Here is a 15,522-nt window from a genome sequence, read left to right on the forward strand (position 1 = left end):
AAGCCATAGCGGATTCCTGAGTACGGGGTTCTCCCGAACCCTGAATAAAGAAACTTTAAACGATTCTATGAATGATTAAAAATGGGCGTATCCGCTTCTCGTCAGCGTTTCCCGTTTCCCTTCGCAGATAAGATCCACAGCTGCGTCACCTTGTTCCACCATCCCGACAGGGAAAATCGAAACCCCCGCCGTCTGAGCTCGTAAACAGACTTCCCGCCAATGTTCCCGAGAGAAAGCAGCGACAAGCTGAAATTCCTCTCCGCCATAGAGGACCCAGTCCTGTTGTTTTGACATAGGAAACCCGGTCAGAACATCCGGCTTCGGGATCCGGTTCCAATCAAGAACCATCCGCACACTACTGGCCTCCGCAATTTCTTTTGCTTCCCGGGCGATCCCGTCACTGATATCATTGAGCGCAGCCCGAATCCCCATTTCAGCAAACAATCTGCCGGCCTTCACCTGAGGTACCGGCCGCTGATGAGCTTTTACCAATGCTTCCTGCTCAGTTTCCGGGATCGCTGTCATGTCGTCTTGCCCCAACAGGAGATCAAGGCCGGCCGGGGAAGAGCCTAGTGGTCCGGTTACGACGATGACATCACCAGGCTCTGCCTGATCTCTTGTCAGTCGGACAGACGTTTCCACAATGCCTGTCACCGTCACGGTAATCACCAGTTTATCCGATGTCGATACCGTGTCGCCTCCAATCAGATCCATCCCGTCCTTTTCAGCCGCTTCCTCAAGACCCTCATAAATGCGCCTCGTTTTCTCTTGAGGCCAGCCTTTCTTCGGGATGGCAATCGAGACGATGTAATGTCTTGGAATCGCCCCCATCGCCGCCAAATCACTGATGTTGACTGCCAGGGCCTTATAGCCGATATCTTCCGGGGTCATCGTGACACTTGAGAAATGAATATCCTCCACCATCGTATCCACAGCAATCACGTCGTAAAATCCGGCGACGCCGGACACAATGGCCGCATCATCACCCACGCCAACGATAACGGACTCCCCCGTCTTCCGCTTTTGCTTTATCGATTCAATCCATTCAAATTCCTGATCCAATCTGATCACCGTCCAATTGTATGCCAATCCGTATTATAGCAAATCTGTCCCGTTGACAACAGAACTGATTACCTCGCCTGTTTCACTGCTTCTGAGAATGCTTCAATGATATCCGTTCCGTCCTCGATACCGACGGAAATCCGGATCATTTGTGCCGTGACGCCAAGTTTTTGCCGCATGGTTTCCGTCAATGCCCGGTGGGAAGTTCCTTTCGGATACGATACCGTTGTCTCAACCCCGGCAAGCGTCGGGACTACTTTGATCCACGACAGCCCGCGGGTCAAAGCATTGAGATCGATATCATCTTCCAAATCGATCGTCACAATGGCACCGTTTCCGGCGTCCGATGCGCCTTGCGGATAAAACACCCGTTTCACGCCAGGCGTCAGTGCCAATGCGTCTGCAAGCATCTGCGCATTGTCGCACTGGGCTCTCATTCTCAGACTGAGAGTTTTCAACCCCCGCACTGCAAGCCAGCCATCGAACGGACCGAGATTACTGCCAAGGGTCGTGATTTTTTTCCTTGCTTGTTGTACCAGTTCGCTTCCGCCGCAAAGTACACCTGCCGTTACGTCACTGTGGCCCCCGATATATTTTGTTGCACTGTGTACAACCAGATCCGCGCCTTCTTCCAAAGGCCGGATGAGATACGGTGTTGCGAAGGTATTGTCCACCATCAATTTCAAATCGTGCTTCTCACTGAGCGTAACAAGTGCCTTCAGGTCCTCTACTCTGAGAAGGGGATTTGTGATCGATTCGGTATAGATGAGTACAGTTTTTTCCGTGACTGCGTCCTCCACTGCCTTCAAATTTGTCATGTCGATAAAATCGATGGCGATTCCAAGGCCGCGGATTTCTTCATCAATGAGCTGAAACGTTCCCCCGTAAAGATCCTCTGCAACGATGACATGATCCCCCGGTTTTGCCACTGCCAGGAATCCCGCAAGAATCGCGGATAAACCCGAAGCTGAGGCCACACCTGCTTCAGCATTTTCCATATCTGCCACGGCCTGACCCAGTTCATCGGTGTTCGGGTTGCCCATTCGGGTGTACAGATAATTCTTTTCACCATTGAAATACGTTTCCATATCATCAAGATCCGTAAAAGCGAACGCAGATGTCTGGTAAATCGGTGTCGCTTTACTTTTATCTGTTTTCAGCTGATGACTTTTCATATGTACATTTTTTGTGTTGAATTTCATAGTTATCCCCGCCTCATTTAATCAGACTATGGTGTCCATCTTACTACAAACCCGGGGATTTCACCATCTGAAACACACATGATTGTGTTATATCTTTCACATCTTCTTTATTAAATCGTAATCTGTTGTACATCTTCTCTTAATCTTTATTTGTTACGATTTATGTGTACCATCAAGAAAGCCACAAGCTGTAAAGTGATCCCCCTTTTTCACTTTATAAATTAGGCCATGGACATATTCGCAGTCCATGGCCTTTTTCTTTGTATTTCTCAGGAACGTTTCTGCTTTTTGAAAGATAACTGCAGCGAAGGCTTTCGCCATTGGCCCCTCAAGAAGCCAAGCATTCTTTTTCTGATCAGCTTGTTTCCAGCAGTTCGTCCTCTATAGTAAGCAACTCCCTAAACCAGCCCTCAGCCGAAACGAGATCCGTATAACTCCCCTGTTCCACGATCCGTCCCTTATCCATGACAATGATTTGATCCATTTTTTCCAGCCCTCTCAGCTGGTGCGTAATCAACAAAAAGATATCCTGTCGGCTTTTAGCAAGCACTTTGTGCATCACCTGATCGTAGGTCGTCATATCGAGTGCGGACAGCGGTTCATCCAATACCCAGAAAGGGGCTTCCTGAAGCCAGGCTCTCGTCAGGGCCAGCCGTTGCCGCTCGCCGCCGGAGAGATTTTTTGCTTCTTCCTCGACGATATCATCCAGTGTGAGATTCTGAAGCGCCATTGCACTTAGCGCGTCGAGCATCGTCTGATCATCGACTGTAGGATTTGCCAGCTGCAGATTTTCCCTTACACTGCCGTAATAAAAATGATTCTCCTGCAGGGAAAAGCGGCAGTTCGCCCAGTAGTCCTCAAGGTTCACCTTGTCAAGCGGGGTGCCGTTTACCAAAACGTGTCCCGATTGTGGCATATAAATGCCTAAAAGCAGATGCATCAGCGTCGTTTTTCCCGACCCGCTCGCTCCGACAATCGCTGTTCGGGTTCCAGAATTCAGTTCAAGCGAGACCTGTTCAAGGCTCTTCCGTTCACTGCTCGGGTAAGTGAAATCACACCGAGCGCATTGTAACGCGTCGATCTCATTGACCGATACAGATTCTGCCTCAATTACACCTGGCGTCTCTTCAGACTGAGCCAAATTCAGCCGTTCTGCAGATTGACGGCTCGTTTCCGCATTTTTCGGAAAGGACGCCATTGGATTGGCTGATTCAAAAACCGAGAGCGAAATCAAGATCAGTGCCGCGAGCCATACACCGTGTAAATCCCCGTTTTGCACTTCGAGGGATACAAAGAACGTAAGGAGCCACGTGATCATGAGCCCTGCCAATACATTCACAGATTCACTTCCCCGGAGTTCCTGTTGTTCTCTCTCCTGCTCTGTCGCATAGCGCTTTGATACATGGTGGACGTCCTTCGCCTTTCCCGATGCCTGACCATGCATCTTCAGTTCACGGAATCCGCTCATCCACTCGGTTACTTCAGTAGCTAATTCACCGCGTTTCAAGCGCACATTCGCTGAACTATGACGGTTTTTCAGCGCAAACCATGCCGGGATCACCCCGCCTGTCAAAAGAAAACCGACGAACAATAAAAAGGCAGCGGTCATGGAATAGAGTGAAGCAAACACAATCGTTGCCATGAAAACAAGCAGCATCACAACCGGCGGATAGACGACCCGCAGAAAGAAGAACTGCAGATTTTCCACATCACCGGTAATCCGGCTCAACAGATCCCCGCTCCGATACGTTCGAAACATCCCGGGGATATTGGCAACCACACGGTCAAAATAGTGTGTCCGGATGTGACTGAGTATCGTGAACGTTGACTGATGTGAAAAATAACGCTCCCCGTAGCGGCTTCCGGCTCTTAACAAACCGAAAAACCGAACCAGCACGATCGTCGCTGTCAACGTATATAAGGGAGGCTGAAGGGCCGCACTCGAAATCAGATACCCACTGGATGCGAGCAGGCCGACTGATGCGCCTGCAGCGAGAAAACCGAGAAGAGCCGCAAGCATGACGCCTTTTTTCTCCAAGAGCATCAGCTTCAGTATAGGTTTTGCATCCCTCATCATTCATCCCCCTCTCGCACTTCACCGGTAATTCTTTTGAACGGTTGAGATTCAGCGGCCAACGTATCAAATGTGCCTTCAGCTGCAAGAATGCCCTGATCAATCACGAGGATCCGGTCCGCCTGCCTGATTGTTCGTAAGCGGTGTGCGATCGTCACTACTGTGGATTGCTCGCTCAACTTGGCAATGGTCTCATTCATCCGTTTTTCCGTTATGACATCAAGTCCGGAAGTCGGCTCGTCAAAAAATAGCAGCTTTGGCTTTTGAATCATAACCCTCGCCAGGGCAATGCGCTGCTTCTCACCGCCTGAGAAACCCTGTCCACCCTCACCGACAGGGGCATCCAGACCATCCGGCAGTTCTGCGAGCAGATCTGACAGTCCTGCAGAACGGACTGCTTCATTCAAAACTTGTCCGGAAATACCGGTCTTTCCCATCAAAAGATTACTGCGGACCGTCCCCGCGAACAGATACGGATGCTGCGACACATAACCGATTTCTTGAAACCAGCTTTCTTCGGTCCAGTCACACCGCCTTTGTCCATTAACGAGATAACTATCAACTTCCTCAGCTTCTGTCAACCCCGCCATCACATTCATCAGTGTGGACTTTCCCGCACCACTGACTCCAATGATCGCTGCATGTTCTCCTGCCGGAATCGTAGCCGAGATCCCTTCGAGGGACGCGTTGGTATTTCCCGGGTAATAATAGTTCAGGTTATCCAGCGTCAATGCCGGTGGTGCCTGGAGTGCGAGTTTTTCACGCCCCCAGGTCACTTCAGGCAACGGCTGTTCCAATGCATCTTTCAATTTCTCCCCTGCGGCAATGCTGTTTCGCCCGGAGTGAAAACTTGCTCCGAGGTTTTTAAGCGGCAAATACAGTTCAGGTGCCATCAGCAATACGAAGAATGCGGTCTGAAATGTCAGGTGCCCGAACACGAGCCTGAGTCCCACTTCGACTGCAATCATTGCTGTCGCAATCGTTGCGAGAATTTCCAGCATCAGTGCGGATAGAAATGCGATCTTCAGTACATCCATCGTTGCTTCACGAAATGCCAGGCTTTTCTCGCGGATCACTTCGCGCTGCGCGCTTGTCTGTCCGAGAAGCTTCAATGACATAACGCCTTTCAAGGTGTCCAGAAAATGGCCTGAAAAGCTCTGGAGCTTCGCCATCTGAACCCCGGCCTTCTTTTCCGATTGACTGCCAATCAGCATCATAAAAACGGGGATTAAAGGCGCTGTAATCAGCATGATCAGACCTGAATAAATATTCTGTGTGAACACCGTGATCAAAATCATGACCGGGACAACCATCGTCTGGATCAGCTGCGGGAAATACGAACTGAAATAGCTGTCCAGTTCATCGACGACGTCCAGATACAGGCTGATGCGCTTGCCTGTCAGATCCGTGCGCTGCTCGGCTGCCGTCATCCGCTCCAGCAGTTTTTGACGGTAGCGGTCTTTCACGTCCCTGGCTGTCCGGATCCCAATCCGAAAAGGAAGGTCACTGAAAACCACCCTGGCAAAGAACACCCCGAGCAACAAGGCCATCAAAATCCACTGATCCCGCAGTGCCTGCTCCTGTAAAAAGACGGCATCCACGAGACTTGCGATGAGATATGCCTGACCAATAATCACCGCACCGGATAACACCGTAAAGAGAACAAGAAGAAACATTCGCCGTGGATAGACGAATGCTTCTCTGTTCAGTTCTTTTTTCATCATCAGAATCAGTACCCCGCCCGTTCATGACTGGCCTTACCGCGGAAATGCCAGTAAACGAAGGCTGTATAGCCAATAACCAGCGGCATCCCGATTAATGCGATAATCAGCATGACCGTGAGTGTATAATCAGACGAAGAAGCGTTATAAATTGTCAGGCTCGTCGCCGGATCTGCACCGGTTACCAGGTTCGGGAACAATCCACCCGCAAGCGTCAGGAGCTTTGAAGTGATGATGACCGAACTGGCCAGGAAAGCAGCCATGTATTTTTTCTGAAAGAAGAAAAACGGGATCAACACGATCGCGACAACGGTCATCAGTGGAAACACGAACAAGATCGGCTGATTCGTAAAATTCGTAAACATATGTGGTGCGAAAATCAACGTACCGACAGTACCCAAAATCCATAGAACGCCCATTGCCATGACAAAGAGCTTCGCATATTTCAGGGCACGTTTTTGCAGCGCTTTTTCTGTTTTAAGGATCGTATAAGTTGTACCCTGCAGCAGGAAACCAACCAGACCAATCACTCCCAAGAGGAGCGCATAAGGATGCAGCAGGTGGAAGAAAGTTGCCGTATAGTTCATGTTGGCATCCATCGGAATCCCGATGACCAGATTCCCCATCGCCACACCGAAAAGTAAGGCCGGCAGAAAGCTTCCAATCATGAACAGCTTCCCCATTAAGCGCTGCATCGGTGGATCATCCGAACACTTGAAGTAATATTCCACGCCCACCGCTCTGAAAATCAAGCCGAACAATACGACCATCATCGCCAGATAAAAACCGCTGAAAACGGTGGCGTAGACGAATGGGAATGCAGCAAACAGCGCGCCGCCTCCAGTCAGCAGCCACACTTCATTGCCGTCCCAGACCGGTCCAATGGAATTGATCAAGGTCCGCTTTTCATCCTCTGTTTTCCCCAGCTGATAGAAGAGTGTGCCTATACCCAGATCAAACCCGTCCAGTACCGCATAGCCGATAATCAAAACTGCCAACAGTATAAACCAAATTAATTGTAAGTCCATCAGGCTGACTCTCCTTCCTTCGGATGATCAAGATGTTTCATGGATGTTTCCATATCGAACTTCTTGACTTCCTTTTTCATGAGATAAACCATCAGCCATACCAGGAAGGCGTAAATGGCAACGAATAACCCAAGAGAAATCAGGACTTCCACACCGCTCAGATGTGATACGGCATCCTCTGTTCGCAGTACGCCGAACACTGCCCACGGCTGACGTCCCCATTCAGCAACAATCCATCCTGCTGTATTTGCAATATAAGGAAGCGGAAGCATCCAAAGCGCGGTCTTCATCAGTCTTTCTTTTTCAAAGAGCTGCCCTTTCCGCCATTGCCATGCCATCACCATAAAGAAACCGATCAGAATGATTCCTGCAGTGACCATGACACGAAAAGCAATGAAGTTCCCTATCACCGGTGGCCGATCCTCTGCGGCGAACTCTTTGAGCCCTGTAACTTCCGCATTGACGTCATCATACGTCAGGAAACTGAGCATCCCCGGAATACCGAATTCAAACCGATTCCGTTCGTTTTCCATATCTGGAATCGCAAACAGCAACAGGGGTGCATTTGCTTCTGTTTCCCAATGTGCTTCATACGCAGCCAGTTTTTCCGGTTGGGTTTCCCCGACCAGCTGTGCGTGGGAGTGCCCTGAGAAAGCCTGCAGCACACTGAAAACAAGACCGACGACAATCGCCATTTTCATCGAGCGTTTCGCCAGCGGCATATTCTTTTTCTTGATAATAAAATAGGCACTGATCGCCACGATAAACATCGATGCCGTAATAAATGCCCCTTCCATCACATGCAGGTACCGCACCATTGTCGATGGATTAAAAATCACTTCTGCAAAGTTCACCATCTCGGCACGATTCAGCTCTTCATTGATAATATGTCCCTGAGGTGTCTGTTGCCAGGAGTTCGCTGCAATAATCCAAAATCCAGAGAGACTTGTCCCGACTGCAACCATCAAAGCTGCAAAGAAACGCATCCCTTTTGAGATTTTATCCCGTCCAAACACAAGCAGTCCGATGAACGTTGATTCAAGGAAAAAGGCAAATACCCCTTCCGCTGCCAATGGCGCGCCGAAAACGTCCCCGACAAACCGGGAATAGGCCGCCCAGTTTGTTCCGAACTGGAACTCCATCGTGATCCCGGTCGCAACGCCGACCCCAAAATTAATCAGGAACAGCTTTGTCCAGAATCTCGCCATTTTGTCATACAATGGATCCTTCGTTCGCCAGTAGCGAAACTCCATGTACGCGATAAATACTGCAAGTCCGATTGTCAGCGGTATAAATATGTAGTGTACAACCGCAGTGAATGTGAACTGCAGGCGTGACAATAAGAGTACATCAAGCATTCTTTGACCCCTCCCCAAAACATTAGTCTTTTTATAAGATTAAATTCATTCTAGTGCAATTATTATTATATTTTAAAACTGTGTGGATCGTATGAGAATTTTGTGAAAATTTCATGACATTTCTTTTGGCTATATTATTAGGCGGCATAAGTATAGCCTTCTAAAGTATACGACTACCCATACCTTTGGATATGACCGGCGCTTCAGAACAGCTTTCTCAATTACAAGGACTTAATTTTTAATATTTACACTGTTTCGGGATTTTAATTATTTTAAAATATTAAAAATCTGGTTTGTTCTTCTGCTTTTGATAATGATTCCGCCGAGCTTACGGTTAAACCTGCAGACACAAAAAAACCATTCTCCCGTTAAGGAAAATGGTTCTTTGTTGGCCCGGCGGCGTCCTACTTTCACAGGGGGACAGCCCCCAACTATCATCGGCGCTGAAGAGCTTAACTTCCGTGTTCGGCATGGGAACGGGTGTGACCTCTTCGCTGTCGCCACCAGACTATGGTTGAGTGTGACCACTCAAAACTGAATAACGCGTATGACGGGGATCATGAATCCGTGTCTTTCCTTCGTACATTAACTTACTTCGCTTAACGTTGGTTAAGCCCTCGATCGATTAGTATCACTCAGCTCCGCATATCGCTATGCTTCCACACGTGACCTATCTACCTCATCGTCTCTGAGGGATCTTACTCACCGAAGTGATGGGAAATCTCATCTTGAGGGGGGCTTCATGCTTAGATGCTTTCAGCACTTATCCCGTCCACACGTAGCTACCCAGCGATGCTCCTGGCGGAACAACTGGTACACCAGCGGTGTGTCCATCCCGGTCCTCTCGTACTAAGGACAGCTCCTCTCAAATTTCCTGCGCCCGCGACGGATAGGGACCGAACTGTCTCACGACGTTCTGAACCCAGCTCGCGTGCCGCTTTAATGGGCGAACAGCCCAACCCTTGGGACCTACTTCAGCCCCAGGATGCGACGAGCCGACATCGAGGTGCCAAACCTCCCCGTCGATGTGGACTCTTGGGAGAGATTAGCCTGTTATCCCCAGGGTAGCTTTTATCCGTTGAGCGACGGCCCTTCCATACGGTGCCGCCGGATCACTAAGCCCGACTTTCGTCCCTGCTCGACCTGTATGTCTCGCAGTCAAGCTCCCTTATGCCTTTGCACTCTGCGAATGATTTCCAACCATTCTGAGGGAACCTTTGGGCGCCTCCGTTACTCTTTAGGAGGCGACCGCCCCAGTCAAACTGCCTACCAGACACTGTCCCTGAACCGGATCACGGTTCGAGGTTAGAATTTCAGTACAGCAAGGGTAGTATCCCACCATTGCCTCCACCGAAGCTGGCGCTCCGGTTTCCAAGGCTCCTACCTATCCTGTACAAGCTGTACCAAAATCCAATATCAAGCTGCAGTAAAGCTCCATGGGGTCTTTCCGTCCTGTCGCGGGTAACCTGCATCTTCACAGGTAATATAATTTCACCGGGTCTCTCGTTGAGACAGTGCCCAAATCGTTGCACCTTTCGTGCGGGTCGGAACTTACCCGACAAGGAATTTCGCTACCTTAGGACCGTTATAGTTACGGCCGCCGTTTACTGGGGCTTCAATTCAGAGCTTCTCCAAAAGGATAACCCCTCCTCTTAACCTTCCAGCACCGGGCAGGTGTCAGCCCCTATACTTCGCCTTGCGGCTTCGCAGAGACCTGTGTTTTTGATAAACAGTCGTTTGGGCCTATTCACTGCGGCTCCCCCAGGCTGTTCACCCTGGGGAGCACTCCTTCTCCCGAAGTTACGGAGTCATTTTGCCGAGTTCCTTAACGAGAGTTCTCCCGCGCGTCTTAGAATTCTCATCCCGCCTACCTGTGTCGGTTTGCGGTACGGGCACCTGTTTCCTCGCTAGAGGCTTTTCTTGGCAGTGTAGAATCAGGAACTTCGCTACTTAATTCACTCGCGATCACAGCTCAACCTTACGGTTACGGGATTTGCCTCATAACCAGCCTCACTGCTTCGACGCACACGTCCAGCGGTGCGCTTACCCTATCTTCCTGCGTCCCCCCATTGCTCAAATGGAAACGTGGTGGTACAGGAATATCAACCTGTTTGCCATCGCCTACGCTTTTCAGCCTCGGCTTAGGACCCGACTAACCCTGAGCGGACGAGCCTTCCTCAGGAAACCTTAGGCTTTCGACGGAGGGGATTCTCACCCCTCTTTTCGCTACTCATACCGGCATTCTCACTTCTAAGCGCTCCACATGTCCTTGCGGTCATGCTTCTACGCCCTTAGAACGCTCCCCTACCCCGAACACCCGAAGGTGTTCAGCCATAGCTTCGGTGATACGTTTAGCCCCGGTACATTTTCGGCGCAGAGTCACTCGACCAGTGAGCTATTACGCACTCTTTCAATGATGGCTGCTTCTAAGCCAACATCCTGGTTGTCTAAGCAACTCCACATCCTTTTCCACTTAACGTATACTTGGGGACCTTAGCTGATGGTCTGGGCTGTTTCCCTCTTGACTACGGATCTTAGCACTCGCAGTCTGACTCCCGAGGATAAGTATTTGGCATTCGGAGTTTGACTGAATTCGGTAATCCTGTAGGGACCCCTAGTCCAATCAGTGCTCTACCTCCAATACTCTTCCCTCGAGGCTAGCCCTAAAGCTATTTCGGGGAGAACCAGCTATCTCCAGGTTCGATTGGCATTTCACCCCTACCCACACCTCATCCCCGCACTTTTCAACGTGCGTGGGTTCGGGCCTCCATTCAGTGTTACCTGAACTTCACCCTGGACATGGGTAGATCACCTGGTTTCGGGTCTGCAACCACGTACTTATTCGCCCTGTTCAGACTCGCTTTCGCTGCGGCTCCGCCTCTTCAGCTTAACCTTGCACGTAATCACAACTCGCCGGTTCATTCTACAAAAGGCACGCTGTCACCCATTAACGGGCTCCAACTACTTGTAGGCACACGGTTTCAAGATCTGTTTCACTCCCCTTCCGGGGTGCTTTTCACCTTTCCCTCACGGTACTGGTTCACTATCGGTCACTAGGAAGTATTTAGCCTTGGGAGATGGTCCTCCCGGATTCCGACGGGGTTTCACGTGACCCGCCGTACTCAGGATCCACTCCGGAGGAGGGAACGTTTCGGCTACAGGGCTTTTACCTTGTCCCGCGGACCTTTCCAGGTCGCTTCACCTACGCTCTCTCTTTGTAACTCCAATGGAGTGTCCTACAACCCCGAAAGGCAAGCCTTTCGGTTTGGGCTGTTTCCGTTTCGCTCGCCGCTACTCAGGAAATCGCTTTTGCTTTCTCTTCCTCCGGGTACTAAGATGTTTCAGTTCCCCGGGTCTGCCTGCCATTACCCTATGGATTCAGGTATGGCTCCCATCCCATTACGGATGGTGGGTTCCCCCATTCGGAAATCTCCGGATCAACGCTTACTTACAGCTCCCCGAAGCATATCGGTGTTCGTCCCGTCCTTCATCGGCTCCTAGTGCCAAGGTATCCACCGTGCGCCCTTTCTTGCTTAACCATTTCCTGTGTTCCCACAGGCTTTCTTTGGCGTCGTTTTAACCTTAACGTTTGAATTCAAGACACTCGGTTCCTCTCTATTTGAATAGGATTCATAATAGATGATTCACCGGTGATTCATGATGTTTCGTCATTTCGTTATTCAGTTTTCAAAGGTCACTGAAGAGGATTAACCCTTCAAAACTAAACAAAAACCAGAGGCAAAAGTAAAAAGGTTGAGCTTATCTGAAAACCGGAGGTTTACAGCAAGTCTCCTTAGAAAGGAGGTGATCCATCCGCACCTTCCGGTACGGATACCTTGTTACGACTTCACCCCAATCATCTGTCCCACCTTCGGCGGCTGGCTCCCTAAGGTTACCTCACCGACTTCGGGTGTTACAAACTCTCGTGGTGTGACGGGCGGTGTGTACAAGGCCCGGGAACGTATTCACCGCGGCATGCTGATCCGCGATTACTAGCAATTCCGGCTTCATGCAGGCGAGTTGCAGCCTGCAATCCGAACTGAGAATGGCTTTATGGGATTGGCTTCACCTCGCGGCTTCGCGACCCATTGTACCATCCATTGTAGCACGTGTGTAGCCCAGGTCATAAGGGGCATGATGATTTGACGTCATCCCCACCTTCCTCCGGTTTATCACCGGCAGTCACCTTAGAGTGCCCAACTGAATGCTGGCAACTAAGATCAGGGGTTGCGCTCGTTGCGGGACTTAACCCAACATCTCACGACACGAGCTGACGACAACCATGCACCACCTGTCACTCTGTCCCCCGAAGGGGAAAACCCAGTCTCCTGGATGTTCAGAGGATGTCAAGACCTGGTAAGGTTCTTCGCGTTGCTTCGAATTAAACCACATGCTCCACTGCTTGTGCGGGCCCCGTCAATTCCTTTGAGTTTCAGCCTTGCGGCCGTACTCCCCAGGCGGAGTGCTTAATGTGTTAACTTCGGCACTAAGGGTATCGAAACCCCTAACACCTAGCACTCATCGTTTACGGCGTGGACTACCAGGGTATCTAATCCTGTTTGCTCCCCACGCTTTCGCGCCTCAGCGTCAGTTGTAAGCCAGAAAGTCGCCTTCGCCACTGGTGTTCCTCCACATATCTACGCATTTCACCGCTACACGTGGAATTCCACTTTCCTCTCTTACACTCAAGTCCCCCAGTTTCCAATGACCCTCCACGGTTGAGCCGTGGGCTTTCACATCAGACTTAAGAGACCGCCTGCGCGCGCTTTACGCCCAATAATTCCGGACAACGCTTGCCCCCTACGTATTACCGCGGCTGCTGGCACGTAGTTAGCCGGGGCTTTCTCGTGAGGTACCGTCAAGGTGCCGCCTTATTCAAACGGCACTTGTTCTTCCCTCATAACAGAACTTTACGATCCGAGAACCTTCATCGTTCACGCGGCATTGCACCGTCAGGCTTTCGCCCATTGCGGATGATTCCCTACTGCTGCCTCCCGTAGGAGTCTGGGCCGTGTCTCAGTCCCAGTGTGGCCGATCACCCTCTCAGGTCGGCTACGCATCGTCGCCTTGGTGAGCCCTTACCTCACCAACAAGCTAATGCGCCGCGGGCCCATCCTGCAGTGAGAGGACGAATCCCCTCTTTTACGTAGGTACCATGCGATACTTACGGTCATCCGGTATTAGCCTCGTTTTCACGAGGTTGTCCCGGTCTGCAGGGCAGGTTGCCCACGTGTTACTCACCCGTCCGCCGCTCATTCCACTGACGTCCACCCGAAGGCTTCTGTTAGCTTCCTGCGCTCGACTTGCATGTATTAGGCATGCCGCCAGCGTTCGTCCTGAGCCAGGATCAAACTCTCCGATAAAGTGTGGCGTCCAATGCCTCAGGCATTTTCTTCCGCGTTCATCTGAAGTTTGATGCGCTAGCATCATACCAATGTTGATGACACATTGGATTTTCATTGACGGGATATCTTATTCATATATCCCACTTCTTTTGCTTGGTTTTTTGTTTAGTTTTCAAAGGTCAAAAATCATGGAGCGGGTGATGGGAATCGAACCCACGACATCAGCTTGGAAGGCTGAGGTTTTACCACTAAACTACACCCGCAAATATAAATCAAGATGGTCGGGAAGACAGGATTCGAACCTGCGACCCCTTGGTCCCAAACCAAGTGCTCTACCAAGCTGAGCTACTTCCCGTTTCAATTAACAGCATAAAGATGGTGCGGTCGAGAGGAGTCGAACCTCCACGGGGTTGCCCCCACTAGGCCCTCAACCTAGCGCGTCTGCCATTCCGCCACGACCGCAGATAGAACACTTCATTAAAGTATGGTGCGGGTGAGAGGACTCGAACCTCCACGTCATAAGACACTAGATCCTAAGTCTAGCGCGTCTGCCAATTCCGCCACACCCGCAAATAAATGGCGGTCCCGACCGGGATCGAACCGGCGATCTCCTGCGTGACAGGCAGGCATGTTAACCGCTACACCACGGGACCTTGTAAAGCATTGTTATGAAATTCGGTGGTGGAGGATGACGGGCTCGAACCGCCGACCCCCTGCTTGTAAGGCAGATGCTCTCCCAACTGAGCTAATCCTCCAATTCGTACTTGGGTAAAAATAAGTATGGTGACCCGTACGGGATTCGAACCCGTGTTACCGCCGTGAAAGGGCGGTGTCTTAACCACTTGACCAACGGGCCGGATGATGGCGGAGAAGGAGGGATTCGAACCCTCGCGCCGCGCAAACGACCTACTCCCTTAGCAGGGGAGCCCCTTCAGCCACTTGGGTACTTCTCCATATGGCTCCACAGGTAGGATTCGAACCTACGACCGATCGGTTAACAGCCGATTGCTCTACCACTGAGCTACTGTGGAACAGTAACTATTCATTCAGCGACGACTTCCATTGTACCAACCTGGAAAGTCCAAGTCAACTGTTTTTTCAGGAAAGTAATTCGCTCTTTATTGGCGACTTTTTAAAGATATCATATCGGTTATTCACCGTCAATGGTTTCCATATAGAAAGTTTCAATTAATTTTAACTTTCCTTTGCACTTCCCGCAGACATAGCGACTGACGTCCATCCGCCTCCTGCGTTCATACTTTTGATTACAATCTTTACAGCGGTAGATATGCAGTTTTTCAGATCTGTTGCGCGTACCGGGAACGAGCTGGCAGTATCGGGTGGCTCCTGATTCTTCAATCCACTGTTTAAAGTCTTGATCACGATGCTGATAACCTTTGCCTTCAAGATGCAAATGATAGTGACATAATTCATGCTTGATGATCCCATCAAGCGCATCTTCCCCAAAATGCGCCAGTTGCTTCGGGTTGATCTCGATATTATGACTCTTCAACAGATAGCGTCCCCCTGTCGTCCTCAAGCGGGCATTAAATCTGATGTTGTGTTTGAACGGTCTGTTAAAAAAACGCTCCGATAAATGTTCTGTACGCAACTGCAATTCATCGTTCGTCACAAATGTCCACCTCCTGGGACGGCCTGTCGATATGTATCTGTATAACAGTGTAAAAGATATTTACAAAAAAGAAAACCCGTACACGAATGAACGGGTTTT

General features: G+C 50.3%; 7 protein-coding genes, 9 tRNA genes and 3 rRNA genes. All 19 read right to left on the reverse strand.

Annotated features, from left to right (window positions below; genetic code table 11):
* Positions 1 to 75 precede the first annotated feature (75 nt).
* Entirely contained in the window at positions 76 to 1,089 is a 1,014-nt protein-coding gene (gene thiL / locus BBEV_RS13970; RefSeq protein ID WP_232318194.1) for a thiamine-phosphate kinase, read from the reverse strand.
* 41 nt (positions 1,090 to 1,130) lie between these two features.
* A complete protein-coding gene (locus BBEV_RS13975) occupies positions 1,131 to 2,264 on the reverse strand; it encodes a trans-sulfuration enzyme family protein (RefSeq protein ID WP_069366031.1) in 1,134 nt (377 codons plus the stop codon).
* Between the two features lie 355 nt (positions 2,265 to 2,619).
* Positions 2,620 to 4,338, reverse strand: coding sequence for a thiol reductant ABC exporter subunit CydC (gene cydC, locus BBEV_RS13980; protein WP_069366032.1), 1,719 nt, complete (start codon positions 4,336 to 4,338; stop codon positions 2,620 to 2,622).
* Positions 4,338 to 6,062, reverse strand: a complete 1,725-nt coding sequence (cydD, locus tag BBEV_RS13985; protein ID WP_084007409.1) for a thiol reductant ABC exporter subunit CydD — start codon at positions 6,060 to 6,062, stop codon at positions 4,338 to 4,340. Before cydD ends, cydC begins: the two co-directional genes overlap by 1 nt.
* A 5-nt stretch (positions 6,063 to 6,067) precedes the next feature.
* Positions 6,068 to 7,087: a cytochrome d ubiquinol oxidase subunit II gene (gene cydB, locus BBEV_RS13990; protein ID WP_069366033.1), complete on the reverse strand. Its 1,020-nt coding sequence runs from the start codon at positions 7,085 to 7,087 to the stop codon at positions 6,068 to 6,070.
* The gene (locus tag BBEV_RS13995; RefSeq protein WP_069366034.1) at positions 7,087 to 8,445 is read right to left on the reverse strand and encodes a cytochrome ubiquinol oxidase subunit I; all 1,359 of its coding nucleotides are present in this window, start codon (positions 8,443 to 8,445) and stop codon (positions 7,087 to 7,089) included. The genes cydB and BBEV_RS13995 overlap by 1 nt, the downstream gene beginning before the upstream one ends.
* Positions 8,446 to 8,836: 391 nt before the next feature.
* Positions 8,837 to 8,953, reverse strand: a 5S ribosomal RNA gene (rrf, locus tag BBEV_RS14000).
* 97 nt (positions 8,954 to 9,050) lie between these two features.
* Positions 9,051 to 11,984 (reverse strand): 23S ribosomal RNA (locus BBEV_RS14005).
* A gap of 258 nt (positions 11,985 to 12,242) precedes the next feature.
* Positions 12,243 to 13,808: ribosomal RNA gene (locus BBEV_RS14010) — 16S ribosomal RNA — on the reverse strand.
* The 16S, 23S and 5S rRNA genes sit together here with 9 tRNA genes alongside, the layout of an rRNA operon.
* Positions 13,809 to 13,979: 171 nt before the next feature.
* A tRNA-Gly gene (locus BBEV_RS14015) sits at positions 13,980 to 14,053 on the reverse strand.
* Positions 14,054 to 14,068: 15 nt separating this feature from the next.
* Positions 14,069 to 14,145 (reverse strand) — tRNA-Pro (locus BBEV_RS14020).
* Between the two features lie 21 nt (positions 14,146 to 14,166).
* Positions 14,167 to 14,252 (reverse strand) — tRNA-Leu (locus BBEV_RS14025).
* Positions 14,253 to 14,275: 23 nt separating this feature from the next.
* Positions 14,276 to 14,360, reverse strand: a tRNA-Leu gene (locus BBEV_RS14030).
* 7 nt (positions 14,361 to 14,367) lie between these two features.
* Positions 14,368 to 14,443, reverse strand: a tRNA-Asp gene (locus tag BBEV_RS14035).
* A gap of 26 nt (positions 14,444 to 14,469) precedes the next feature.
* Positions 14,470 to 14,545: transfer RNA gene (locus tag BBEV_RS14040), tRNA-Val, on the reverse strand.
* Between the two features lie 26 nt (positions 14,546 to 14,571).
* Positions 14,572 to 14,646 (reverse strand) — tRNA-Glu (locus BBEV_RS14045).
* Between the two features lie 6 nt (positions 14,647 to 14,652).
* A tRNA-Ser gene (locus BBEV_RS14050) sits at positions 14,653 to 14,743 on the reverse strand.
* A gap of 3 nt (positions 14,744 to 14,746) precedes the next feature.
* A tRNA-Asn gene (locus BBEV_RS14055) sits at positions 14,747 to 14,821 on the reverse strand.
* Between the two features lie 119 nt (positions 14,822 to 14,940).
* The gene (locus BBEV_RS14060) at positions 14,941 to 15,423 is read right to left on the reverse strand and encodes a SprT family protein (protein ID WP_069366035.1); all 483 of its coding nucleotides are present in this window, start codon (positions 15,421 to 15,423) and stop codon (positions 14,941 to 14,943) included.
* Between the last annotated feature and the right edge of the window lie 99 nt (positions 15,424 to 15,522).

Origin of the sequence: Salisediminibacterium beveridgei (assembly GCF_001721685.1) — a bacterium.
GTDB classification, from domain to species: Bacteria; Bacillota; Bacilli; order Bacillales; family Salisediminibacteriaceae; genus Salisediminibacterium; species Salisediminibacterium beveridgei.

What these genes read in the sequence shown, in the direction of transcription:
- cydC (WP_069366032.1), bottom strand. Translation starts at nt 4,338, where the DNA reads ATGAGGGATGCAAAACCTATACTGAAGCTGATGCTCTTGGAGAAAAAA.
- BBEV_RS13995 (WP_069366034.1), bottom strand. Translation starts at nt 8,445, where the DNA reads ATGCTTGATGTACTCTTATTGTCACGCCTGCAGTTCACATTCACTGCG.
- BBEV_RS13975 (WP_069366031.1), bottom strand. Translation starts at nt 2,264, where the DNA reads ATGAAATTCAACACAAAAAATGTACATATGAAAAGTCATCAGCTGAAA.
- cydD (WP_084007409.1), bottom strand. Translation starts at nt 6,062, where the DNA reads ATGATGAAAAAAGAACTGAACAGAGAAGCATTCGTCTATCCACGGCGA.
- cydB (WP_069366033.1), bottom strand. Translation starts at nt 7,087, where the DNA reads ATGGACTTACAATTAATTTGGTTTATACTGTTGGCAGTTTTGATTATC.